The 25,329-nt window shown below is 30.8% G+C and carries 26 protein-coding genes and 3 pseudogenes; 14 read left to right on the top strand and 15 right to left on the bottom strand.

What is annotated here, in order from left to right; translation table 11 throughout:
* Positions 1 to 80: 80 nt before the first annotated feature.
* Positions 81 to 857 (top strand): 3-hydroxybutyrate dehydrogenase, encoded by a 777-nt coding sequence (locus FYJ81_RS10795; protein ID WP_107383502.1) that lies wholly within the window; start codon positions 81 to 83, stop codon positions 855 to 857.
* A 320-nt stretch (positions 858 to 1,177) separates the two neighbouring features.
* Here the strand turns inward: FYJ81_RS10795 and FYJ81_RS10790 are convergent, their stop codons facing one another.
* Entirely contained in the window at positions 1,178 to 2,305 is a 1,128-nt protein-coding gene (locus tag FYJ81_RS10790; protein WP_107383503.1) for a zinc-dependent alcohol dehydrogenase family protein, read from the bottom strand.
* A gap of 15 nt (positions 2,306 to 2,320) precedes the next feature.
* Positions 2,321 to 3,169, bottom strand: coding sequence for an AhlS family quorum-quenching N-acyl homoserine lactonase (ahlS, locus tag FYJ81_RS10785; RefSeq protein WP_019469224.1), 849 nt, complete (start codon positions 3,167 to 3,169; stop codon positions 2,321 to 2,323).
* A 277-nt stretch (positions 3,170 to 3,446) separates the two neighbouring features.
* Here ahlS and FYJ81_RS10780 point away from each other — a divergent pair, with 277 nt between their 5' ends.
* The 3 genes from FYJ81_RS10780 (at position 3,447) to FYJ81_RS10770 (ending at position 5,190) form a co-directional block, all read left to right on the top strand.
* On the top strand, positions 3,447 to 4,400 hold the full coding sequence (locus tag FYJ81_RS10780; RefSeq protein ID WP_107523448.1) for an NAD(P)-dependent oxidoreductase: 954 nt from the start codon (positions 3,447 to 3,449) through the stop codon (positions 4,398 to 4,400).
* Positions 4,401 to 4,414: 14 nt separating this feature from the next.
* On the top strand, positions 4,415 to 4,780 hold the full coding sequence (locus tag FYJ81_RS10775; protein WP_070038787.1) for a cupin domain-containing protein: 366 nt from the start codon (positions 4,415 to 4,417) through the stop codon (positions 4,778 to 4,780).
* Between the two features lie 314 nt (positions 4,781 to 5,094).
* A complete protein-coding gene (locus tag FYJ81_RS10770) occupies positions 5,095 to 5,190 on the top strand; it encodes a type I toxin-antitoxin system Fst family toxin (RefSeq protein WP_107523449.1) in 96 nt (31 codons plus the stop codon).
* Positions 5,191 to 5,346: 156 nt separating this feature from the next.
* Here FYJ81_RS10770 and FYJ81_RS10765 read toward each other — a convergent pair whose 3' ends face one another.
* The gene (locus FYJ81_RS10765; RefSeq protein WP_107523450.1) at positions 5,347 to 6,024 is read right to left on the bottom strand and encodes an SDR family NAD(P)-dependent oxidoreductase; all 678 of its coding nucleotides are present in this window, start codon (positions 6,022 to 6,024) and stop codon (positions 5,347 to 5,349) included.
* Between the two features lie 150 nt (positions 6,025 to 6,174).
* Here FYJ81_RS10765 and FYJ81_RS10760 point away from each other — a divergent pair, with 150 nt between their 5' ends.
* Positions 6,175 to 6,729 carry a TetR/AcrR family transcriptional regulator gene (locus FYJ81_RS10760; RefSeq protein WP_107523451.1) on the top strand — a complete coding sequence of 185 codons (555 nt, stop codon included), beginning with the start codon at positions 6,175 to 6,177 and terminating at the stop codon, positions 6,727 to 6,729.
* 250 nt (positions 6,730 to 6,979) lie between these two features.
* On the opposite strand, the gene FYJ81_RS10755 is transcribed toward FYJ81_RS10760, so the two are convergent.
* From FYJ81_RS10755 to FYJ81_RS10745, 3 genes and pseudogenes are all read right to left on the bottom strand, one after another.
* Entirely contained in the window at positions 6,980 to 7,264 is a 285-nt protein-coding gene (locus tag FYJ81_RS10755) for a hypothetical protein (protein ID WP_107523452.1), read from the bottom strand.
* Positions 7,265 to 7,464: 200 nt separating this feature from the next.
* Positions 7,465 to 8,400: a low temperature requirement protein A gene (locus FYJ81_RS10750; protein WP_107523453.1), complete on the bottom strand. Its 936-nt coding sequence runs from the start codon at positions 8,398 to 8,400 to the stop codon at positions 7,465 to 7,467.
* A 704-nt stretch (positions 8,401 to 9,104) separates the two neighbouring features.
* Positions 9,105 to 9,239, bottom strand: a pseudogene (locus tag FYJ81_RS10745) (YrhK family protein); the annotation flags it as partial.
* 190 nt (positions 9,240 to 9,429) lie between these two features.
* On the opposite strand from FYJ81_RS10745, the gene FYJ81_RS10740 reads away from it, so the two are divergent.
* From FYJ81_RS10740 to FYJ81_RS13340, 5 genes and pseudogenes are all read left to right on the top strand, one after another.
* Positions 9,430 to 9,525 (top strand): type I toxin-antitoxin system Fst family toxin, encoded by a 96-nt coding sequence (locus tag FYJ81_RS10740; protein WP_107523788.1) that lies wholly within the window; start codon positions 9,430 to 9,432, stop codon positions 9,523 to 9,525.
* 596 nt (positions 9,526 to 10,121) lie between these two features.
* Positions 10,122 to 10,709: a TetR/AcrR family transcriptional regulator gene (locus tag FYJ81_RS10735; protein ID WP_107523740.1), complete on the top strand. Its 588-nt coding sequence runs from the start codon at positions 10,122 to 10,124 to the stop codon at positions 10,707 to 10,709.
* A 13-nt stretch (positions 10,710 to 10,722) separates the two neighbouring features.
* Entirely contained in the window at positions 10,723 to 11,415 is a 693-nt protein-coding gene (locus FYJ81_RS10730; protein ID WP_107523739.1) for a YqeB family protein, read from the top strand.
* 96 nt (positions 11,416 to 11,511) lie between these two features.
* Positions 11,512 to 12,411 (top strand): Mph(C) family macrolide 2'-phosphotransferase, encoded by a 900-nt coding sequence (locus FYJ81_RS10725; RefSeq protein WP_119517950.1) that lies wholly within the window; start codon positions 11,512 to 11,514, stop codon positions 12,409 to 12,411.
* 88 nt (positions 12,412 to 12,499) lie between these two features.
* Positions 12,500 to 12,628 (top strand): annotated as a pseudogene (locus FYJ81_RS13340) (recombinase family protein); the annotation flags it as partial.
* A 49-nt stretch (positions 12,629 to 12,677) separates the two neighbouring features.
* On the opposite strand, the gene FYJ81_RS10720 reads toward FYJ81_RS13340, so the two are convergent.
* Positions 12,678 to 12,911 (bottom strand): YrhK family protein, encoded by a 234-nt coding sequence (locus tag FYJ81_RS10720; RefSeq protein WP_187345541.1) that lies wholly within the window; start codon positions 12,909 to 12,911, stop codon positions 12,678 to 12,680.
* A gap of 336 nt (positions 12,912 to 13,247) precedes the next feature.
* On the opposite strand from FYJ81_RS10720, the gene FYJ81_RS10715 reads away from it, so the two are divergent.
* Positions 13,248 to 13,340 carry a type I toxin-antitoxin system Fst family toxin gene (locus FYJ81_RS10715; protein ID WP_107360142.1) on the top strand — a complete coding sequence of 31 codons (93 nt, stop codon included), beginning with the start codon at positions 13,248 to 13,250 and terminating at the stop codon, positions 13,338 to 13,340.
* A gap of 182 nt (positions 13,341 to 13,522) precedes the next feature.
* Here the strand turns inward: FYJ81_RS10715 and FYJ81_RS10710 are convergent, their stop codons facing one another.
* Positions 13,523 to 14,662, bottom strand: coding sequence for an MFS transporter (locus FYJ81_RS10710; protein ID WP_107523731.1), 1,140 nt, complete (start codon positions 14,660 to 14,662; stop codon positions 13,523 to 13,525).
* A gap of 118 nt (positions 14,663 to 14,780) precedes the next feature.
* Here FYJ81_RS10710 and FYJ81_RS10705 point away from each other — a divergent pair, with 118 nt between their 5' ends.
* Complete coding sequence (locus FYJ81_RS10705; RefSeq protein ID WP_107523730.1) at positions 14,781 to 15,611, top strand: LysR family transcriptional regulator; 831 nt, start codon at positions 14,781 to 14,783, stop codon at positions 15,609 to 15,611.
* A gap of 657 nt (positions 15,612 to 16,268) precedes the next feature.
* Here the strand turns inward: FYJ81_RS10705 and FYJ81_RS10700 are convergent.
* Positions 16,269 to 17,129 carry an AraC family transcriptional regulator gene (locus FYJ81_RS10700; protein ID WP_154409655.1) on the bottom strand — a complete coding sequence of 287 codons (861 nt, stop codon included), beginning with the start codon at positions 17,127 to 17,129 and terminating at the stop codon, positions 16,269 to 16,271.
* 295 nt (positions 17,130 to 17,424) lie between these two features.
* Positions 17,425 to 18,256: pseudogene (locus tag FYJ81_RS10695) on the bottom strand (nucleotidyltransferase domain-containing protein).
* Between the two features lie 307 nt (positions 18,257 to 18,563).
* On the opposite strand from FYJ81_RS10695, the gene FYJ81_RS10690 reads away from it, so the two are divergent.
* Positions 18,564 to 19,736, top strand: a complete 1,173-nt coding sequence (locus FYJ81_RS10690) for an MFS transporter (RefSeq protein WP_107523737.1) — start codon at positions 18,564 to 18,566, stop codon at positions 19,734 to 19,736.
* 215 nt (positions 19,737 to 19,951) lie between these two features.
* Here the strand turns inward: FYJ81_RS10690 and FYJ81_RS10685 are convergent, their stop codons facing one another.
* Positions 19,952 to 20,815, bottom strand: a complete 864-nt coding sequence (locus FYJ81_RS10685; RefSeq protein WP_107523738.1) for an alpha/beta fold hydrolase — start codon at positions 20,813 to 20,815, stop codon at positions 19,952 to 19,954.
* A 116-nt stretch (positions 20,816 to 20,931) separates the two neighbouring features.
* Between FYJ81_RS10685 and FYJ81_RS10680 the strand changes: the two genes are divergently transcribed.
* Positions 20,932 to 21,501, top strand: coding sequence for a CGNR zinc finger domain-containing protein (locus tag FYJ81_RS10680; RefSeq protein ID WP_119517732.1), 570 nt, complete (start codon positions 20,932 to 20,934; stop codon positions 21,499 to 21,501).
* Positions 21,502 to 21,970: 469 nt separating this feature from the next.
* Here the strand turns inward: FYJ81_RS10680 and FYJ81_RS10675 are convergent, their stop codons facing one another.
* The 4 genes from FYJ81_RS10675 to FYJ81_RS10660 form a co-directional block, all read right to left on the bottom strand.
* Entirely contained in the window at positions 21,971 to 23,059 is a 1,089-nt protein-coding gene (locus tag FYJ81_RS10675; protein WP_107523597.1) for a DUF871 domain-containing protein, read from the bottom strand.
* Positions 23,060 to 23,354: 295 nt separating this feature from the next.
* Positions 23,355 to 23,675 (bottom strand): PTS lactose/cellobiose transporter subunit IIA, encoded by a 321-nt coding sequence (locus FYJ81_RS10670; RefSeq protein ID WP_107523595.1) that lies wholly within the window; start codon positions 23,673 to 23,675, stop codon positions 23,355 to 23,357.
* An 18-nt stretch (positions 23,676 to 23,693) separates the two neighbouring features.
* A complete protein-coding gene (locus FYJ81_RS10665) occupies positions 23,694 to 24,989 on the bottom strand; it encodes a PTS sugar transporter subunit IIC (protein ID WP_107523594.1) in 1,296 nt (431 codons plus the stop codon).
* A gap of 36 nt (positions 24,990 to 25,025) precedes the next feature.
* Complete coding sequence (locus FYJ81_RS10660) at positions 25,026 to 25,325, bottom strand: PTS sugar transporter subunit IIB (RefSeq protein WP_019469213.1); 300 nt, start codon at positions 25,323 to 25,325, stop codon at positions 25,026 to 25,028.
* Between the last annotated feature and the right edge of the window lie 4 nt (positions 25,326 to 25,329).

Genomic DNA, 25,329 nt, shown 5'->3' with positions numbered 1-25,329 from the left:
TAGCGCAATTAAACCATTCATTTTACTTATCCATTGAACAAATGTAAGCTAATTATGATATGCAAAAGGGAGGCAAATATATGTTAAAAGACAAAATTACAATCATTTCAGGTGCAGCGAGTGGCATTGGATTGGAAATTGCTAAGGTATTTTTAAATGAAGGTGCAAAAGTTGTATTTACCGATATTAATCAAGAAGCATTAAATCATGCAGTTGAATCATTTAAAGCAAATGGCTTTGATTGTATGGGTTTTACTGCTGATGTTTCTAATGAAAAAGATGTAGAAGCATTAGTAGATGAAACCGTAAAACAGTATGGCCAGATTGATATTTTAATTAACAACGCAGGTTTGCAAAACGTGGCAAATATTGAAGATTTTCCAACTGATAAATTCAAACAAATGATAGATATTATGCTAGTTGGTACATTTATTATGACAAAGCATGTACTTCCAATAATGAAGAAACAACAATATGGACGAATTTTAAATATGTCTTCGATCAACGGGCTCGTTGGTTTTTCTGGCAAATCTGCCTATAACAGTGCCAAACATGGCATCATTGGTCTAACAAAAGTTACAGCTTTAGAGGCAGCTGAAGATGGTGTGACAGTCAATGCAATCTGTCCTGGATATATCGATACACCACTTGTTCGAGGCCAAATGAACGACCTTGCCAAAACAAGAAATGTGAGTGTTGAACAAGTATTAGAAGAAGTATTATTCCCACTCATTCCACAAAAACAACTTGTGAATATTCAAGAAGTTGCTGACTATGCTGTGTTCATCGCTAGTGATAAAGCTCAAAGTGTCACTGGACAATCAATCGTAATTGATGGCGGCTATACAGCACAATAATTTTTAACAATAACAAAGACGATGACTTTACAAATTTTAAGTAAAGTAATCGTCTTTTTATACTATAAATCCAAATCAGTTTTGCAACGGTACAACTATATATTAGAGCATGCGCGAACATTACGCGCAGACAAACCGAAGACTAACCGTATGTGTTAAAGCTTGTGTTATCTATCTCGCCACTGTCAATTTTTATATAGGTTCATGAATTGAATACTGTTTTAACTAATCTAAGGTTACTTGACTCATTTAATTGTCAAAATGAGTCCCAACCATGTCATTATTTATAACCTTGTTACCTATTATATTTGAATCATTAATTAAGACATTTTAATAATAATTCTACCGGCATCGCCATTTGCTAATTGATCAAAACCTTTATTAATCTGATCTAATGAGATGACATCACTGATTAATGGATCAATATTAAGCCTGTTTTGACGATATAAGCTCACAAATCTTGGTATATCACGATCAGGAACACAACTTCCCACATATGAACCTTTAACCGTTCTCTCTTCAGCAGCTAAAGTTACTTGTGGAAATGAAAATTCTGCTTTTGGATCAGGTAAACCTGTGGTCACTGTTGAACCACCACGTTTTGTTATCGCATATGCTACTTGCATCGCAGGTACCACACCTGCTGTTTCAAACACGTATTCAGCACCACCTGTTACATATGCTTTAACATCATCAATCACATTTTCATCACTTGAGTTAAACACTGCTGTTGCACCTAAAGTTTTAGCAATTTCAAATTTGTCCTCGTTAATGTCTAAAGCAATAATTTCATTAGCACCAGCCAGTCTTGCACCTATTATGGCATTTAGTCCAATGCCTCCAAGCCCCACTACCGCTACGTTACTACCCGGCCTAATCTGAGCTGTATTTATAACAGCACCTATACCTGTAATGACAGCACAACCAAACACTGCTGCCCGTTCATAAGGAATTTCTGGATCTATTTTCACTATTGAATTTTCTGAGACAACAGCATATTCTGAAAATCCTGAAACACCTAAATGATGGTGTATGACATCTTTTTCTTTAGATAAGCGGAACCCACCTTCTATCATTTCACCCGTCTCATTGGAAGCTGCACCATTTTCACATAATGCAGGTCTTCCTTCACGACATGGTATACATTTACCGCAGCTAGGGATAAAAGTACAAACAACGTGGTCTCCAATTTCAAAATCACTAACGCCTTCACCTAATTCTATAATTTCACCTGCTGCTTCATGGCCAAGCGCCATAGGCATTGGTCTTGGACGGCTCCCATTAATCACTGACAAATCAGAATGACATAAACCCGCGGCATGAATTTTAATGAGCACTTCATTCTGTTTTGGGGCATCGAGGTTTAAAGTTTCTATTTTTAAAGGCTCCGTTTTTTCATAAGGCCCTTCAACTCCCATTTCATATAATACTGCTGCTTTTGTTTTCATTGCTTCACACATCCTTTATTCATAATAACCATCCGTAGATTTTCTAAAAGATTCAAATTGGTTACCATCATGTCCAAACCAAATTTCTGCATTCTTTTCTTGAGCAAGGCGCTTAATATATTCCACAGAATTTGCCCATCCAACTGAATCATAAAGAATACCAGGTGGTTGTAATTTAGGTTCCATACTTTCTTGTGTGTAAATGGCATCAGAAGCTAATATGAGTGTCCCTAACTCTTCAGTTTCAATTTCCAGTCCAATCATTCCCCAGGCATGTCCACTACCAAAGTTGAGTACTTTCACACCATCTACAAGGTTTAGATGTGCTTGATCTCGCGCTATAGTTTGCCAAGTCAAATCACTTTTAATCCAAGCGTCGATATCACTCCAAATGTACGCACCTTCTTGTTGGTTACGCGCATAGCACTTCATCGCACCACTGAATTCATCGTCGTGAACAATAACAGTTGCGTTTGTAAAATATTCTAAACAACCAGCATGATCAAGATGTAAATGGGAAGCTACTACTATATCCACATCTTTAGGATCAACACCTAATTGTTCTAGTCTGTTTGGTAAGTGACATGATTCATCAGAAAAATAAGGGAAAGCTTTTTGTGTTGCATTAATCCATCGTCCTTCCTCTCCCATTGAATTCGGATTACAAGCAGTATCAAATAATATCTTAGCATCAGGATGATCTATAAAAACGGTATAAATCGGAAATTCATGTAGTTCATTTTCTTTATTTGGATTATCTAATGTCGCTTGGTTTGAATTTGCGATCATTAAATTTTTATCCATTTTCATTCGCCCATTATCCAACACATAAATTTTCATACGTTCTTTTTTTATATTCACCATACTAATCACCTCTTAGTATAATATTACACTAAAATGTAAGGGTTTTCCATAAATATACTAATACTTGCACTCAACACTTATATAAAAATGAATTATTACATTTTCACTTGAAATTCAATCAACTTTTAACACTTTTCTACGTATAAATGCGATTTGTTCATATCACACAAAACAAATATCATACTTTGGCACTTTTTACATACCCAAAACACCAAATAATGCTAAACTTAAATTAAAAATTGTGAATGTTTTCACATAATAGGAGGAGACGATTTTTATGAAGAAGATTTTTATCGCAGGTGCTATCCCAGAAGCCGGACTTAAACAACTTGAACAACATTTTGATGTAGATATGTACACTGGTGAAACGCTAATTTCCGAAGAATTATTAATAGAAAAAATTAAAGACGTTGATGCATTAATCACTTTATTATCTACTAACGTGAGCCGAAAAGTTATTGAAACTGCACCAAAATTAAAAATCATAGCTAACTATGGTGCTGGTTTTAATAATATTGATATTGAAGCTGCGCGTGAACACGATATCAATGTGACAAACACGCCCATTGCTTCAACCAATTCAACTGCAGAGTTAACAATGGGTATTCTACTTGCTGTGGCTCGACGTATTCCTGAAGGAGATCAACTTTGCCGTAATGAAGGATTTAACGGTTGGTCACCGTTATTCTTTAGAGGACGTGAAGTATCTGGTAAAACAATTGGTATTATAGGATTAGGTGAAATTGGTACTGCCGTTGCAAGACGTGCTAAAGGTTTTGATATGAATGTCCTTTATTCAGGCCCTAAACGTTATGAAGATAAAGAAGCTGAATTAAATGCAGAATATGTTACACAAGACGAACTTTTAAAACGTTCAGACTTTGTAACTTTAAACTGCGCATATAATGAAAAGTTAAAACACATGATTGACTATAATGCGATCAAAAAAATGAAACCAACTTCATATTTAATCAACGCATCAAGAGGACCAATTGTTTATGAAGAAGAATTAGTAAAAGCACTAGAAGAAGGTATTATTGAAGGTGCAGCACTTGATGTGTTTGAGTTTGAACCACAAATTACTGAAGTACTGAAATCAATGAAAAACGTAGTTATCACACCACATATTGGCAATGCGACATTCGAGGCAAGAGACATGATGGCTGACATTGCAGCATCTAACGTAGTGAAACAACTTAGCGGTGAACAACCAAACTATATTGTAAACTAACAGGAGTGAAAAATATGCCACAAACATCCAATCGTTTTTTTAAAATAAATGAGTTACAACATTTTTCTGACGACGCAGCGAAAAAAACTATATTTTATGAAACACGACATTCAGCTGGTGCGGTTTGGTGTCTTAAACCAGGACAATCATTACCTTGTCACACACATAAAGATGCGGATGATGTTTGGATTGTACTACAAGGCGAAGGTACTTTTTTCACAAATGATAATGAACAAAAACCCATTAAAGCCGGAGATATATTCGTTTCATTCCCAGGAGATGCGCACGGCATGACCAACACTGGTGATGAAGATTTTGTCATGTTAGGTTTTGCTACACCAATGCCATTGGACTTCAACCCATATGAATGTGCACAATAAGCGCGATGTATTTTAATTATTATAAAATTAAAACCACCTGTTTTACGGGTGGTTTTCTTTTGGGCTATAAGTCTGCTTTAGTGGCTAGGACTCTCAAGTGGTATTTAACTTACTTTAATAACCCTTATATGCGCCCTCATATTCTTTAACATGCTTTTTAATCTTATATATTTTTTGTTGATTCATTTATCCCCTATTTTACTAACATCATTCAACTTGTGGGAAGTAGATGTGCTTACATATTTACCAATGATATAATAATGAAGTCGTCGTTCTACTTCTGTGTTTTAACTAACATGGAAGGAGATGACACCATGTTAAACACTCTATTTGTAGTACTTATAGCGCCTATTATAGTAGGCACTATAGTCACGTTGTTTTCACATTGGTTAAATAAGCGTGATAAATAATACGACGGCGACATAACCAAATACACCAAAAAGAGCCCGATAACTATGTCCGTAGTTATCGGGCTCGGTGTTTACCATGTAAACACTCTATTTGTTAATTACATTATAACATCACAGTGAGTAGGAATGCAAAATGCTTTAAGTGCGATACACTAATTAGGAAACATCAAATTTTTTTATGCCTTTTGGAAATGTTTCTTCAAATTTCCCTTTTTCTTTGTATAAATCATACCAGGCCTCTGCAATAGAATCTGGATCACCTATTGTTCCAGGTTCTATCACTGTTCCTATTGCAAGATGTCTTACGATTATCTCTTTATCTTCTAGCTCATTGTAAAGATTTTCAGCATAGTTACGCAATCCAGCTCCTATAATGCCAGCATTTCCAGCAAAAGGTAAGGGGAATATTGTAGATACACCTGTTGTAAATAGGATTGATCCACTTCCTTTATTTATCATATCTGGTAAAACTTCGTTAACTAACTGAATTGATGGGAATAGATAAGTTTTTGACATTTCTGATATACTCTCTGGTGTAGTTTCTAATATATTTGTAAAGCTATCTTCTTTTGCGTAAGGGCTAAACTCTATGACATCTATAGAACCGAATTCAACTTTAATGGCTTGGATAGATTGTTTTAATGCTTCCAAGTCTGTGATGTCAGCTGTAAAAGTTTTCGCCTCAATGTTTAAGTTACTCAGGTTTTCTTGAATAACTTCTAATTTTTCAGTATTTCGAGAGATAGCTGCTACTCTAAATCCTTCAGAACCAAACTTTTTAGCTAGTGATAGCCCTAAACCAGTACCTGCGCCTACAATAACAAACGTCTTCATTTAAGCAGCTCCTTGTTTGTGATATATTAAAGCAACAAAATGTTGCTATAAATAAAATATACAGTTAGTAAAATGATTGAACAATCAACAAACTATACTTAAATGTTGCTATAACAACAAAACTTTTAAATCGTTGAGGAAGTGGTTCAAATGGCAGAAAAAGTAAAAAATTTGAGAATGACACATACGAAACAGTCATTAATTAATGCCTTTTTTAGTTTGGTTAATAAAAAAGATTTTGAGAAAATAACAATCACAGATATCACAAAAGGTGCTCAAGTAAACAGAGCTACGTTTTATGCGCACTTTGAAGATAAATATGATCTAATAGACTATATTATGGAGGATTTTGCTACAGTTTCTATTAAAAACTATATCTCATTTGATATGACTTTTAATCAAGAAAATATAAGCCAACTCATTTTAGCAGTTCATGATTTTTATCAAGAACCTAATATTGAATGCAGAAGCAGCTATGCTGGGTTAGCATTACCTCAAATGAGAGAAAAAATATTAAGAGAATTGAAACTTGTTTTATCAAAGAGCCTGAACGACAATTATGCAGATAGAGAAAAAGCCATATTTGTTCCTATTTTTGCACAAATGATTCATGAAGGTGCATTACAGTTAGTTGATAGTAATAATACGGCAGAGAAGGAAACATTAGCTAAGAAAATTGCATTATTTATAATTGGGAAAGCTTAATCATTTTTAGTTATTGAAAATAAAAAGTCGACAAGCATAAGTGATTCAAGTTGCGAAAAAAGGTATGCATTAAGGACATCCTTTGATTTAACAAATGTTAAAAAAATTATCTTGATTTAATATCTATGAATGCAAATAAATGCTTCTCATAGCGTCTAAACTTTCATAAAATGTAATTGAATTAAAATTTTATCAATTGCACAAGAAAAGAGTGTGGAAATTCACACTCTTTTTATAAAAGGTTTTCTTCTTAGTTTTTCCGTCCATTTTCTTCAAGCTTTGTGGTTGCTTGTTTAAAAAACATATCATAAATAAAAGATAAACCAGCTAATATGAAACCTAATGATAACAAGCCATTTAAATTCTTATTTTCATAGATATTTACTAAACCTAAATTTCCAATCATATTACCGAATTGATTAAGATTAATATTTAAATTCGTATAGTCCAATAATGTTGTTATTAAAAAAATAATTAAAATAATAATAATGGCATCTTTAAGTGCTTTAAAAAGTTTAGTTTTAATCTTTATCACCCTATAATCTCAATTTAACAAAATTGATTTATTCCAATACCTATCACTAACAAATAGATTTTCTCAGAATAAATACCTGCCCTACTTTTTGTTGTAGGAAGGTTTCCAAAATAAAATCACAACCATAAGTTGTAAAATAAATGACTCATATTTTTTCTATAAAGTTAAAGAACTATAACAAGAAAAGTATAAAGAATAATTTATGCTTTCTGCTTATGAAAGCCAATATTTGTTAATATACTGGCTATAAATAAAACTAAGAATAATATGAATCCATATATTTCAGATATATTCAGTTGTTCATTAGATAACTGTTTATTCATTATTAAAAACATCATATCTAATGAAAATATTAATAATAAATGTACATAAATTGTTGTAAATCCTGTTTTGTTTGTTGTGTTTTTATCTGTTGATTTATAGTGATGAACATATATAACAAATAAGCACGTAATAAAGGCGAAACATAATACATATAAAATATTTAAATGGGCTAATTCAATATTTTGTATTAATAAAACTAGACCTTCACCAAATAATAAAATCACTAATAAGCTTAATCGTTCAGTCAAATGGTTAAAAAATATAGGGTTACGATATGAAGTTTTATAAAAGAGTAATGGAAAGACTGCTACGATAAAAATCCCTATAAAATACACGACAAAATTAATCGGTGCCGGCAACATTATAGATATTATAGAAAGAATAATTGTTAATAATAAACCAATCGTATACACTTTAACCAATTTCATATCTATTCGCGTATTGGTAAATTTATAATTAATAAAGTATTGTATAAAAACACTTAGATATACCAAGGCTGACATTAAAACAAATGGAAGAAATGTTTGTTGAAAATCGCTATTTATAGCTTTAGACAATATAACGATTAAATACATATCTATAAATACAAAGATGTATTGATACCATTTTTGATTGAAGAACCTATTAACTAAAAGAGTACGGTAAACCCATATAGAAAAAAAGACGAGAAAAAGCATGAAGCTTTTTCCTAGTTCTTCTAAAGACATTAAATTATGTGAAATACCTTCTGCAGTCTGATTAATCGTAGATAAAATATAAACAAATATTAAATCAAAAAATAATTCTGTCATGCTGACTTCTTTTTTCTTCATTTTTCCACTCCTAAACCTGTTCTTTTAATTATTCAAAAAGAGTTTCCCTCAGTTTATCTGTTTGATTATCTATAATTTATAATTCATTGCCAGTTAATAATTTCTTTTTTTATCATATACAACAAACGATTTTATAAAGTTCTTTGTTATTTTAACATTGAAATTAAAAAAAATTAACTTCTTATTTACGTAATATTGTAACTGTGTATTTTTATTTTAAGGTGTCAGAAATTAACATGAGCAACTCACCTATTTTAGGTACTGTAGTTATATGCCACCTTCATATAATGATTTATCATAATTATAGAATTTACCTCTATCATCAATACTAAGTCTAGCAAACGTTAAAGCAATGGGTACATGACATATTAAAGAAGTGAGGACTTTTTGTTTTGACGAATTGATTTAACAATTCTCCGATTCACTTAATCGTTTTCCAGCAATTTAACTTTTTCTTCTAATGTTTGAAGTCCGTGATCTATAATCTTTTTGTTCAATTAAATTTTTTGATGTTCTAAAAATTAATTTTTCTGCTTCATTTTTGTGCCACTTCCTTGATGATATAACTCCGCAATTTCTTTTAATCAATATTCTCAAGGAGCGTCCTTTTTAGATATTCATCTTGCCAAACACGAAATACAAGTATGCTCACATCATTTTTTGATTATCATCATAAATTCTTTAAATCTAAATAACTATCATATTCACTCTTTCTCATTTTCCATTACTTTATTAATATGTATATCATGTATTATAGAAATAATAGGACGTATCAACATTTGAATACTACCTATTACAAATAATATTGTGCCGTAAAAAGTTGTGCTTTCATTAAAAAAGAAAAAACTACCATGCTTTCGAGGAAAAACTAAAAGAAATTAAAGAAAGTTCGAAACAAGAAGAATCACACCTACATTTACGTGCTAAAAACGGTGATATTGAAGGGTATGATTAGTGATTCAGATGATATAATAATGACGTCGCCTATCTCTCAGGCGTCAAATTGACGTAGAGAGGTGGTGTTAATCTATGCTAGAAATCCTTGTTCAGATCACGGGCACAGTCATCAGTGGTTGTATTATCGCGTTATTTACGCGTTGGCTACGCAAGCGCGATGATAAATAGGCGACTAGCCACACCAAAAAATCCCCTCACTATTGCGAGTAGTGAGGGGATTGGTGTATCCATGCTAGTTTCCTTGTTAAGTGTATTATAACATCATAGAGTGGAGGAATGCAAAATGCTAATCAAATATAAATATCCATATCAGTCTTTCCGTCCATTTTCTTCAACCTTTGTGGTTGCTTGTTTAAAAAACATATCATAAATAAAAGATAAACCAGCTAATATGAAACCTAATGATAACAAACTATTTAGATTATTATTTTCATAGATATTTATTAAAACCAAATTTCCAATCTTATTACCGAATTGATTAAGATTAATATTTATCACCCTATAACTCTCAATTTTGCAATATAGATTTTCTCAGCATATACGCCTGCCCTATTTTTTGTTATAAGAAGGCTTCCAAAATAAAACCACAGCCGTAAATAGTAAAAAATAAATAATAAACCAAAAATCTAAATGACTTTTTTTACTTGATGATATATAAATATAAACACTTTTAAGTTCTTTACAAAATTACGAATAACATTTAAGATATTATTTGATTGATTAATCAATCAAATAATAGATTATACAATCAAGGTGGCTAAATAATGGAAAAAGCATATTTCATTGCTGATGCAAGAAGAGAACAAATGATGGACGCAACGATAAAAACATTAAATGAAATAGGTTATAAAAAAGTAAGCTTATCTAAAATAGCAAAAAAAGCAGGTATAAGTACGAGCCTTATTTCATATCATTTTTCGGGTAAAGACGATTTAATTCAACATACCTTTTTATATTTAATTCAACAAGAATTCCATTATATACAAGAAAAAGTGAAGTCTATAGAAAATATCCCTAAACAATTAGTCGCTTATATTAATGCTAGTTTAGATTATCAGTATTTAAAGCCGGAAAACAACATTGCTTTAATTGAAATTGTATTCAATGCACGTAATTCCGAAAACATACCTTATTATTTGCTAGATGATGACGAAGATGATGATTTATTAAAAAATTTACTAAGAGATGTTTTAATAAAAGGTCAAATGTCAGGTTGTTTTAGCGATTTTCACCCAGAAATTATGACAGTAATGATTCAGGGTATTATATCAGAATCCATGTTATCTCCCCAAAAAAGATTAGATGGTTATAAAGAAGAAATAGTTCAAAATATTTTAAAATTAGTTCAATGAAAAGGAGAAATGTATGGAACATAATAAAACTATTCTAGGATTTAGTAGGTTTGAAAAGTTAATGATTATTTTAATACCTATGATATTGGGAGGTACAATTGGATGGTTTTTACCAACAATTGCAAAATGGATTTTGAAATTACCATTTATCCCTTTAGAAAAATTATTTATATTCGCCTCCCACAGTAACAATTTCTGGTTTTCAATTAGTGCCATGATTATTGGCGTCATTGCTGGTATTATTTTATCTATTTTTATATTAAGTGAATCTTTAAAAGTAATAATTTCAGATGATGCTGTAAAATTACAAATTGGCGATGAACAAAAAATCATTAACAAAAGTGATATTTCTGCTGTTTATGTTGAGAAAAAAACTTTAATAATTTTAGGGAAATACTCTAACGAATTATGCCGAGAAAGTCTTGAATCAAAAATAGAAACTACCAAAAATGCCTTTTTATACCATCGTTATCCTTGGAAAGAAGAAGATCCTTTTATAAAACAATACAAAAGGTGGGTATTAGGACATCCAGATTTTTCTAATCAAATTAATGCACTTTTGTATGCACGTGAACAAGCATTAAAAAACGACGAAGAGGATGAAGCAAAACAATTGCGCAAAGACTTAGTCCAGCTGAATATAGTTATTCGAGACGATAAAAACGCGCAATATGTAAGATACGCTACAATGAAAAATGATTATTAAATTTTTATCCATTATTCGATTATTTCATAGAACAATAATGATATAACATAAAATACGCTTATTAGAAAAATATAATAGAAATAAGGGAGAAATAAATTGACTCAACATGATGAAATTATTAAAATTGCAGAAAAATATCAATTACACATCCTACCTCAAACAATATCCTTAAATGAATCAGGATTAGATTTCCAAGTTGCGTTTGGACAAGATGAAAATGGCGTAGAATGGGTTTTAAGACTGCCAAGGAGAGATGATGTTTATAAACGAACAAAATCCGAAAAACAAATGTTAGACTTCTTGCAAAAGAATGTTTTATTTGAAATACCGATGTGGAAAATACACGCAAAAGACCTTATTGCTTATCCAAAGCTTACTGGCAAACCCGCGGCAACAATAGATCCAGAAATACAAAATTATGTATGGGAAATTGAACACAAACCAGTGCCGGAAAACTTTATTAACACATTAGCTGAAACACTTGTAGACTTACACAATATATCAGAAAAAAACATTAACAAACATCATATAAATATCAAAACTGTACAAGAAATAAAAAATGATTTTCAAAGAAGAATGAATAAAGTTAAAGAAACTTATGGCGTATCAGAGGAATTATGGAATAGATGGAAACAATGGTTGAAAAACGACAAACTATGGCCTCAAAAGGCGACCATGATACATGGAGATTTACATCCAGGACATATAATGGTAGATAAACATGCAAACGTTACAGGTCTCATAGACTGGACTGAAGCAACCCACTCCGATCCAGCAATGGATTTTATGGGACACCATCGTATATTCGGTGACGAAGGATTAGAACAACTCATAAAAGCATATGGTGAAGCTGGAGGAAAAACATGGCCACGAATGAAAGAACATATTATAGAACTCAATGCAGTATTTCCAATGTTTATTGCTGAGTTTGCTATGGAATCAGGAGAATCGGCGTACGAAAAGATGGCATTGAAAGAGTTAGGTATGGAAGAGTAGAGTTATAAAATAAGATAAATCATTTTATTACAATTTCAAGATTTACTTTAGGAAAACGTATCATCATGAATTTGAAATTAACTAAGATATAGAAAGACAATTGGATAATTTAAAAACATTTGGCGTAGAGAAAATCTTTACAGAGAAATCATCAAGAAAATCAGTTGAAGACAATCCTATATTTCAAAAAGTCTTTAATTTTGAAAGAGTGGTAGATTGATTCATTGTGAAATTTATTAATCGTTGAATCTACATAACTATCATATTCACTCTTTCTCATTTTCCATTACTTTATTAATATGTATATCATGTATTATTGAAATAATAGGACGTATTAACATTTGAATACTACCTATCACAAATAATATTGTGCCGTAAAAAGTTGTGCTCTCGTTAAAAAAGAAAAAACTACCAATCAAAAATATGATGCCTAATAAAAGATCATTTAATTGATAGAATAATTTATATATAGCACTGATTTTAATAGTCACATGTCTCATTTGTAAATCGACTTCATGTTGGTTGTTAGAGCCTATTTTTGATATTCTTTTCATAATTCATTACCCCCTCATTAATAATTTTCGAAATTTAATTAATGGTGTATTTTATATTATTATGACAGTTGTGTAAAACAAGATAAAATAGTTTCACTTAACAACCGTGCTTTCGAGGAAAAACTAAAAGAAATTAAAGAAAGTTCGAAACAAGGAGAATCACACCTACATTTACGTGCTGAAGACGGTTATATTGAAGGATATAATTAGTAATTCAGATGATATAATAATGAAGTCGCCTTAACTTCCGGCGATATTTTCGACGGAAGGAGGTGAGCATCTGTGGATTTTTTATTCGTAACGGTTATTGCACCTGTGATAACTGGATGTATTGTAGCTTGGTTTACCTATCGGTTAAACCAACGCAATAAATAGGCGACTATCCATATCACATAAAGAGCCCCAACCTACGGCAATAGGTTGGGGCTCGGTGTATATCTATGGACTTTCTATTCGTTATTTATATTATAACATCATAGTGCGTAGGAAGGCAAAATGCTAGTTTTATCTAAAAAAGAAAGTATATAACTGCTAAATAGCATATAAATACTAATATTTTAATTTTTATCAATGACAATATTTATTGATTGAATAATAATACCTAAAACAACTACAGTAAATGCACTATAAATTAATATATTAGTAGAACCTCCTTGTACAAGTAATAAACCGCCTAATGCAGCACCAATAGCACTACCTAAATAATTTAAAGAACTATTTAAAGCTACAGATGCACTACCATGTTTAGAATGCTTTTTTAATAATATATGCTGTTGAGGTGCTTGAGTAGCCCACCCCATAGCTCCCCATAGTATGAAGGGAATAAGTCCCAAAATTGATATTTTAATTAAAGTAGGAAGTAACATTATACTAATACTTAAAACAACTAAAACAATAAGCATCAACATTTGAGTGTTTTTAAATTTATCCATGACTAAACCTATCCCAAAACTTCCTAATAATCCTCCAATGCCCCAAGTCGTTAAAAAAAGTGTAATATAATGTGGCGAAACAGCTTCACTTATAATTTGAGAGAGATAGGTATATAACCCCAAGCTGGCAATTGCAGCACATACAGTTACAGATACCACTCTTAATACATGTAAGTCTATAAAAAGTGAGAATCTATCTTTCAAGTTAGGTGCTGCAGGCATCTTAAAATTAGGTAGTAAAATATATATACTAATGAACGCAACTATACTTACAATTACAATTAACCCTATGGCAAACCTCCAATTAATTAAATTAGCTAATTGTAATCCTAAAGGGAGACCAATTACAGTTCCTACACTCATACCGCCAACTATAAAAGCCAATGCTTTACCTTTATTTTTTTGGCTTACTAAATAACTTCCCGAACTAACTGCCATAGGAGAGAATAATCCTGCCCCTAGTCCAGCAATACATCTAGATAAGATATACGTCGAATAGTTATAAGATAACATAGTAACTAAATTAGCTAACCCAAAGGTCAGTAATGCGATTAAAAGTATGTTTTTAACAGAATACTTAGCCAATATTGTTGAAAATATGGGAGCAGATAAAGCAAAAAACAATGTAAAAACAGTAACACCTTGTCCTATTTCAGCACTACTTTTATTAAAACTTTTTCCCATATCAGGTAATAGACCTGCCACAATATAAGTATCCATCCCTAAGGCGAACATACCTAACGTTAAGATCCAAATTTTCTTCATGGTTTAACCCTTTCTAACGAATATTTAATGTAATTTAGCGTAGTATAATATTGTAATTAATGGAATAATGAATATATTAAGAGTGGTATTAAAGAAAAGTTAACAGAGGGAGTAATATATGAATATTGAATATATAGAAGATTTTATCAAAGTTGCTGAATATCAAAGCCTTAATCAAGCATCTAAAATACTTAATATCAGTACTCCAGCGCTTAGTAAAAGAATAAAAAGTATTGAAGAATATTTTGAAAGTGACTTGTTTTATAGAACTTCTCGAGGCATATTTCTAACTGAAAATGGTAAGTTAGTTTTGAATAAAGTTAAGACTATAAAAAGTGATATAGATGAATTAAAAGCACAAACTTTAAAAAATGGAGATTCAACAATTAGAATTGGGTTATTACCAAGTTTTTCATTATATAAATGGGCTGAACAAAAAAAGGAGATAATAAATGAAAATCTATCCATAAAAATTGAAAGTAATACTCAAATTTTACTTGATCATCTACATTATGGGGATATAGATGTAATAATTGGAGATATAACTGCTACAGAAAATAGTCAACTTTATAGTGATATTTTATATCGCGAAAAATATATGGTGGTTTTTCCAATAACTAGTAACTTAAGACTATCTAATAATATATTTTCTAATGATTTAATAGATGAACAGCTACTTCTACTTAATCCACCATGTGATACTTTAGCTTTTATACAAAAAAATTTCTCTAAAACTAAGATGAATATTGAACACAAAAGTGATTTAGAGTCCATATTGGCTAATGTTAAAGCTGAAAAAGGCATAACAATCATTCCTCAATCATTAATAATGCGAGTTGAAAGTATGAATCTTTTAATCAAAGAATTGGAAAATCATTCAAGAGAAATTGGACTAATAGCATATAACGAAGAAATAGCGCAAAAAGTGTGGAATATTCTAAATGAATAAGCAGTGGATCGTTATAATGTTTTAAAAACACAAAATACTATAGATAGCACTTTACGTAAACTCAACGAAAAGCCCTAAAGACTGTTAAGTAAATCTTTCTTTAGGGCTTTTCTGATTTATTCCAATACCTTTTATTAGCAAATAGATTTTCTCAACATAAACGCCTGTCCAACTTTTTGTTGTAGGATGGTTTCCAAAATAAAACCACAACCATAAATAATAAAAAATAAATAATAAACCAAAAATCAAAATGACTTTGATTTACTTGCTGATATATAAAGATAAACATTAAAATAGACATAATTAATTGTACAGAAAAACGCAACCACATAATATATAACCTCCTTTACTTTATCTTTTTCTTCATTTCAGATGCACCAGCCATAGGTTGTAAATTAAATACGAAAGCTATTAATAATGAAAAAGCCTAAAAACAACTTTCAATTTTTTATTCATAATATTTTCATCTTTAACCATTGTTAATATTGATACTATCAAATCACTTTTTTTAGAAAGCAAGTTTAGAAATAAAAGTTACAATTTAAATGGTTGTTTACTATGAAAAACGATATTGATAGTTTGAAACACTCTTAAAACGTGCAAAAACATTAAAAATTGTATTTTAAAAAATACTCACACTAATATAAATTAAAATGATTAGTTACTAACCGCAACCCAAATTTCACTGTATGCTATATCTTTATTTGTATCTTTAAATTTAGTAAAAGAAAACATTGGTATGTCAGACACTTTATATTCTGTATCTGGTAACCATTCAGAATAAATCTTAGCATATGTGTCTTGTAAAACTTTTGGAAACTTACCCTCGTTTTCAAAAACGACCCATTTACTTTCATTAATGTTTACAACATCAAGTTGCTTGCTTATATTATTTTGAGTCGTTAATACTCCAACCATATGCGTTAGATAACCTTCTTCTTTAATGAAATTTTCATCCGCATTATATGATACATTTACAATTTTCTTAGGTTCAATATCTTGTAAATTATACATTTCTTTCTTTTGCGAATCTGTGATGCTGTCCGCTAGATTTACTATTTCGTCATTAACACCTTCAAATTGCATAGAAACCCGTTTCTGAACACCAACTATATTGAATGAAGGTTGTTCTACAATTCTTGTTTTCATATCGATTCCTCCTTTGATATTAATAGAAAATGAAAGTTTAGGAAATGAAATTAAAATTTGATTTTCATATATCTGAGATGGCAAATATCCACTCCAAGATTTGAAGGCTCTTGTAAATCCATCGACCGAATAACCATATTTTATAGCTACATTAGTTACAGAAGACTTATTTAATAAATCTTTATTAGCAAAATATAATTTTCTCTTTTTGATATATTCAGATAAACTCATACCTGAAAGAAATATAAATAAATTTCTATAATGCTGTTCAGGTAAACCAACAAAGTTTGATACATCAAGTAAGCTTAAATTTGTAGTTAAATTTTCATCTATATAATCTATAGAATCATTTAATTGTTTTAAAATCATATCCATCACCTTTCTACTTTATAATAATTGGTTACAAAAAGAATGACTCGACAATATCTATATAAAAACAATCGATTATACTGTGAATATATAATTATTAGCAATAATTTTTCAGTTACATCTACTGTTTAGAAACGAATAGTTTCTTCTTATATAATAAAAAGTATTACAGCTTCATTGTATAATTTCTATATATCTAATTGATGATTATCAAAAACATATTAAAAAAGACTCCTTATTGAATAAGCAGTCTATTAATCGTTTCAAAATAAAGTGTATTTTTAATAACAATTGGTTATAATCTATTGGTTTCGTCAATTATTTTTCTTAATTCTTTAATAGATTGCTTTGCTTTATATTCATCCATTGAAAGAGAGGACACAATATGGTCGATTCGATTTTTATAATTTTTAGGCTTTATTGGAAATTTATTGATTATAGCTACAGATTTCTTTTCATTAATACAATAAACTTCATTTTTCGCAAAAATAACTTGATTCAAGCAAGAAAGGCATCTAAATAAATGCCCTATTATATACGAAATATCGTCTTTATTAATATTGTCTTCGATAAACATAAAAGAAAATGAAGCTTCAAAAGCAAAAAATTGAGTTATCGCTTGTTTAGCTTTAGGAGGGTACGGAAAAGTCTTATTTTTAAGCTCACTTAATTTGTTTTGTGGATCGGCTAAAATTTTACAAATACTTAACTCACCCTATATACATAACGTTCAAAAAACCATGAGGATGACCGGTTTGATAATGAATCGTTACTTCCCCTGATAAACAATCTTTTATTACTTCATTTACTTTTTTAATATCACGAAAAATTAAGTCCACATGGTAACCATTCACAAGCAGCCATCCCCCGCCGTTGATCCATTCTCCCCAATCTCCTAAGGATGTAATTAAGTTATCTTTTTTCTCATCGTTAATTTTTAATGCTGCTTTTTAAATATTATCTGTATTAAATCCTTTTGTTTCATCATAATAGATGCCTATGTCTATATCAGAATCCGGCCTATGATTACCCTTTGCTCGAGAACCTCCCAACACAACTCCTATAACGCCAGGCAATCCTTTTGTTTCTTCTACTATTTTTTGAATTGTGTGATCTACATCATTCATTTATCTCTCCCCTTTATTATTTCGAATTCTATATCCTACTATATTAACAAAATTTATAATAATAACTTCTTTTTCGACAAATATCCTATTAACCGTTTAAAAATGAAAATTTTAAATAAGAATCATTTTAGAAACCTATTCTCATAGGCTTTAATCGTACAAATAAAAACTCCATTTTACAAGAGATCTTCAACGAACGATTTAAAAATTTATTATCAAATACTCTTGAAACATAATCTTGAAATATGTAGAATGGAAATCTTGCTTTTTTAAGTTGATATAATTAAGTTCTCTATTTTTAGGAGGAATGAATAAGACACAAGGATATAGAATGCTATTTTTCGTATTTATGTTGGGTACTTTTACGATAGGTATGACAGAATATGTTGTTACAGGACTTTTAACACAAATAGCAAAAGACATGAGTATCTCTGTATCGAGCGCTGGATTATTAATCAGTGTTTATGCTATAAGCGTTGCTGTGTTAGGTCCCATAGTTAGATCCTTTACTTTAAATGTATCTCCTAAAAAATTATTGCCAATTCTTGTTTTAATTTTTATATTCAGTAATATGATAGCTATGTTAGCACCAACATTTAATGTGTTATTGTTATCAAGATTTTTATCTGCGAGTATGCACGCACCATTTTTTGGTGTATGTATGAGTGTGGGTGCTGCTGTTGTTCCTAAAGGAAGAGAAACTGGAGCTATAGCCTTAGTTCAAGCTGGACTAACAATAGCAGTAATGCTAGGTGTACCTTTCGGTGCCTTCATTGGCGGAGTGGCAAGTTGGCGTATTGTATTTGGCATTATTGTTGCTATAGGTGTAATAGTTTTAATTGGACTGTTTAAAGTAATACCTAATGTAAGTTTAAGTTCTGAAATAAGTTTAAAACAAGAGTTAAAAGTATTTAAAAATCCATACTTTCTGTTGGTTATTTCAATTGTAATTTTTGGTTACTCTGGTGTTTTTACCACTTATACATTTATGGAACCAATGATTCAGCAATTTTCACCGTTTAATGTACCTGGTTTAACATTATGTTTATTAGCTTTTGGTATTGGAGCTGTTATTGGGAATATCATATCAGGGAAAGCTTCTCAAGAGAACTTAACCAAATATTTATCTTATGTATTTATCTTTTTAATAATTACATTGATGTTATTAACGTATGCGCTAGGATTTGCTGTAACAGCAATAGTGATCTGTTTTATGTTTGGTTTTGCAAACTTCGGTTCTGTGCCGTTGCTTAATAGTAAAATTATATTAAGTGCAAAAGAAGCGCCGTTACTTTCTAGTACCCTTGCAGCATCAGTATTTAATGTAGCTAATTTCCTAGGAGCAATCATTGGGACATTGTTATTAAATGCAGGTGTAGAATATGTGAGAATAACTTTTATTTCAAGTGGTATAATTTTAATTGGTATAATTTTGAACTTATTTGTTAAAAGATTTGAAAATAAAAACTACACTGTTTAGTTAAACGTATTGAAAAGAGCCTGACCTGCAATGAGGTTGGGCTCTTAATTTCAAAAAAATTAATATGCAATATATGATTTAATGTCCTATAACATTAACGTCAGTGTTTGTACACTGGGATAAGCATCGTTTACTATTGTTAACGATGCGGTGCCAATTATTTTAGTTATCTTTGGTTATGATGGCTTAAAAAACAAGAGTTAACCTCTATACAATTATTGTTTTAATCTTGAGTCTAAAAAGTTTTTAATTAAAAACGCGCTTGTTGTAAGCTCTTCTTCTAATGGGAAATGACCTGTGTTAAATAAATGAACTTCACAGTCCTCAATGTCTCTTTGAAAACCTAATGCACCTTTAGGACCAAAAAACATATCATTTTTACCCCAAGCTACTAGTGTTGATGGTTGGTAAGTTCTAAAATAATTTTGCCATTTTGGATACAGTTTTAAATTGTTTCTGTAATCATAATATAGGCTGATTTGTATTTCTTGATTTCCTTGTTTATCTAAATTTTTTTGATCCATATTCCACCCATCAGGACTTATAGTATCAGGGTTTCTTGTGCCATCAATGTATTGATATTTAGTAAAGTCAGCTGTTAGTAATTTTATTAATTTTTCTTTGTTTTCATTTGATGGATTTTCCCAATACTCTCTGACTGGGTCCCAAGCCGATAATAATCCTTCTTCGTATGCGTTACCGTTTTGACTAATAATTGCTTGTATTTTATTTGGATTCCTAGTAGCTAATCTAAATCCTATTGGTGCGCCGTAATCATGAACATATATGCTGAATTTTTCTAAAGATAACGTTTCTATAAATTCATTTATAATATTTGCAATGTTGTCAAATGTGTATTCAAAGTCATCTATATTTGGTTGGTCACTATTTCCAAATCCTGGATAGTCTGGTGCAATTAGATGATAATCATCTTCTAATTTTTCTATTAAACTTTTATACATATGTGATGAAGAAGGGAAACCATGTAATAATAAAATAGTCGGATCTTTTGGATTACCTGCTTCTCTATAAAATATATTAATACCTTGTATAGTAAGGTTTTGATAAAACGTAGTCATTTTAATTCCTCCTATCATATAACTCCTTAAAAACTTTTTACAGGTTATACAATACACCTGAATAACTAACTTGTAAAACGATATTTTATAGGTTAGTATGTGATTGAGGTGATAACATGGATAAAAAAATATTAACTATTGGTGGAAAACCATGGATCAACCTAGTTAATACGATATTTATTAAAGATAATAAAAAAATAGATTTATTTATTAGTAAATCAGATATATTAAATTGGTTAATAGAGAATAATATAGTGAATCAAAATACAAATGAAAATGTTATAACAGATGAATTAGTTACTTTGCTAAAAGAATTAAGAGGATTATCTAAAGAAGTTTTAATTAGTATCCAAAGCGAAGGTGAACTTTCACAGAATATTAAAACTAAAATAAAAAAATATATAAATGACACAAATATCACTGTTAATTTTTTAGATAATGATAAAAATATAGATTTAATTTATATAGGTAAAACTATAAAGGATAATATAACTTATATTATTATTAATGATTTAATTAATACTTTAAAACATTACGACATTAGAAGAATTAGACAGTGTCACCATGAAAATTGTATATGTTATTTTCTTGATATATCAAAAGCTGGAAAACGCAAATGGTGCGATATGGAAACGTGCGGAAATAGAAAAAAAGCAAGTAACTATTATCAAAAATATAAACATTAAATCAACCAATTTTTAACCATTACACCACATCGGCTGATTTTATATTGAAATTTATATTTACATGAACAAACGATAATAACCATAAGTAATTGATAGTACCTTTCTAATTCAATTAACATAATCGATGATTATCAGAAGTTATAATGATATAAATCAAAACCACTCTTAAAACGAGTGGTTTTCTTTTGAGATATAAGACTCCTTTAACGGCTAGACTCTAAGGTGGAATAAGGTGGAAATTGAATAATTTTAATATCCCATAAAACTTTCTTATATGCTTTAACATTAATTTGTTTGAGTACAATATCATTCATTTTTATTAGACAAGAAATTCTGCGCATAGAAAAACACTTTCGTATGATCCATTTAAAATAAATTCAACGAAAGTGCCTTTACTTTAGCCTCACTTCTTTGATAATCTTTCTACTAATACTTGAAATATCAAGAAGTCACGTACTATTAAAAAAGATTATGATGTCACTTTTAATTCAAATGACTGCCATGGTTTTAATAAATTTAATAAGAAATGTTCTTCTTTTTTTACATGTCCGATAACATTTTTATAACCTTGATTTTCCATATCTTGTAATGCGATTTGTAGCTCCCCTTTGTAGTGACCGTATTGTTCATTACAAATCACAATATCACCCTTTTTAATTTGTACTGTATTATTTGGCGGGAATGGCTCATCTTTATAATGGACACGACTCATCGTTGACCGTATAACATAATCTGAAATATCACCCCGATTGAAATGAAATGCCTCTGTCACAATGGTTTCATCTAATTCAGTAATATCGTTATTTAAATAAACATCAAAACTAGGCATTGCTAAATTAATTTCTGAAAGTGATTGTAGCTCAGATTCAGAAGCAAATGCGTTACCAATAATAAAATCATCTACTAAATTCGTCATTAATAAATGCTTAACTTGTACTGCTATAGGTAAATTTCTATGACTTTCTAATGTAGGTAACCCTTCCATAATCATCCAAGGTCCAACTGTTGCCTCTTGTGAAGTAACAAAAGCTGCAGTGTGAACATTATTTCTTTTATAAGCCTCACTCGTATTTACAAAATGTTGATATGATAAGCCAGTATAGGTTTGAGGATAAAAATTGTGACAACCTACAAGTTTGTCTAAATTAGGTTGATAACTTAACACTTCTTCAATAAATGTATCACTCACACTGATGTTTAATTCTACATACATATGCTGTTTGTTATAACTCAGTTGTGCTATTTCTTGAGCTGAAAATCCTGCATCAACACGTATTCCTGATACACCTAGTGCTTTAAAAAAGGATAAATCATCACGCTTTAAATTCAATGCTTCAAAAACTTTATGGTTAATATCCGCAATCACAGTCATATCATTCTCTTTAGCAACTTTTACCACTGACTTAAATTTATTAAAAACCGCTTCTTCATCACTTTTAACTGAAAGTAAATTTGTGAAGATGCGCTTAAATCCGAATTTTGCACTCATTTCTATATAGTCACACATTTCTACTAAATCAGATTGTGTCGGATAAACTGAAATTCCTAAATTATGCATATATCTTTACTCCTTATTTGATTTATATATAATGCCACGCATTTGACGATGTTCAATCAATACACGAGATTTTTCAAAAAAGAGGATACTCGTAAATATTAATAAAAGTAATATTATGCCCCAGCCAAACAAGTTAATATTTTCAAACATGAATACAGGTACAACGACGATTAATGGGATAGCTATAAGCAACAACCATCTATTAAATTGAAACTTATTGACTATAAAATGGGCTATTTTATAAAAGCAAAATATGAGTAAAAATAATACTATTAAATAAATCAATCGCATCATATTAACACTTCTCTTCTAATTTTTGATATAACTCAATCATTTTTTCAATTAAATTTTTTTCGCTAATCGCTGTCATTAAATGATCTTGTGCATGTATCATCAATAACGAGGTTTGTACTTTGTCACCATTTATTTCAGACTGTATTAACTCTGTTTGTATATTATGTGCCTTACTCATTTCTTGCTTCGACAGTGCCATCAGTTCATTCGCTTCTTCAAAATTAAATGCTGTAGCTGCATCCAAAGCTTCATATGCTAAACTTTTCGCATTACCGCCATGTGAAATAATTTCAAAAATAATTTGCTCGTTTTGTTCAGTCATCAAATCTCCCCATCTCAATTAATCGTCGTTTAAAGCATCATTTGTAGTGCCTTGTTCTTGCTCTAACATTTTACGTTCATACATTTTAAAGAACGGATAGTATATGATTACTGCTACTAAAAGATTAAATACGACTAACACTAGTGCTCTCCAGTCACCATTTGTTGCAAATAATGCCCCCAAAGGCCCCGGTAATGTCCATGGCGCCAGTATCGTAATTTTAGCTATCAAACCTAACTTAAATACAAAATAAGTAATCGTAGTCAGAATTAATGGAATGCCTATAAATGGTAAAGCAAGAATCGGATTCATAACTAATGGCGCACCAAATATAAGTGGTTCATTGATGTTAAATATGCTCGGTATAATGGAAAAACGTCCTACCTTCTTCAAATATTCAGACTTAGAAAATATCATCAATATACACAAACTCAGCGTCGCCCCTGCACCGCCTATCCATACAAACCACTGGAAAAATGGTTCAACAATAATATGTGGTAATGGTTCCCCAGCAGCCTTAGCATCAATATTTTGGTCTAATAAAGAAAACCAAATAGGTTGGAATACTGCACCCATTACTGCCACACCATGTATACCTGCTGACCATAAAAGTACAATGAAAAACACAGGGATTAAAGCGCCTAATAAACTGTCACCAGCAAAATTGCCTAAAGGTTCAAAGATTTTATTAATAATGGCGTTTAAATCTATGTTTAATATCACTCTTACAAACCAAGAAATAACGATAATGACGATTGCTGGTACCAAAGATTCAAACGAACGCGCAACAGAGCCCGGTACCTGATCCGGCATTTTAATCGTAAATCCTGACTTCACTACAAGCTGCATCATCTCAACAGCAAATATCATGGAAATGATTGCTACAAACAAGCCGGAACCACCTAAATCTGCCATAGGTAACACATAACCAACAGCGTCACTTTTAGGTAATTTATCATCTAAGTTGAGCGGTAACGTCATCATTAAGAATGTGGCTAGTGAAAGTAACCCTCCTGCTTGGCCATCCATTTTATATGATTTTGCTAAGCTGTATCCCATTGAAAATGCAGCGTAAACTGCCATCAAGCCCAACGTCATTCTATTAGCGACCATTATCTTCTCAGCATGTGGTTCTACCAATTTTTCTAAAGCTGGTATGGGTGGAGACGCAAATAAAGTAAAGAACGATCCAACAATGATAAGTGGTAGTGTTGCAATAATACCATCACGAATAGAAGTCAAATGTCGTTGTTCAGAAGCTTTGGCCATGGGCGGCATCAATACCTTTTCTATCCATTTCAAAAATTTCTGCATAACATACACCCTCTGTTTACTTATTTAATTTAGTACTTATACATACGTTTTTATTTGCTTTAAAATTTTAGGTGCGCCAATGGGTGTATAGCCCATTGGATCTATGACATCTACAGGTTTATTAACTGCTTCACCGATTTTTTTAAATTTATCTAATCGATGTCTAACTTGAGGTGCTACTAAACCTAAGTCGTAATCAGCAATTTCATTTTCAAATGCTTCGGTTCCAACTGCTACAATTTCCAAATCAAAATTTTCTTTTGCAGCTTCTTTCTTCACAGCATCCACAATCATAGAACTAGACATGCCACCTGAACAAACCATTATTACTTTCATAAAA

Origin of the sequence: Staphylococcus sp. McC-251-APC-3A2, from assembly GCF_009695665.1 — a bacterium.
Classification (GTDB): Bacteria; Bacillota; Bacilli; order Staphylococcales; family Staphylococcaceae; genus Staphylococcus; species Staphylococcus cohnii.
Note: the sequence above shows the minus strand (reverse complement) of the source record. Positions and strands in the feature narration are given on the sequence as shown.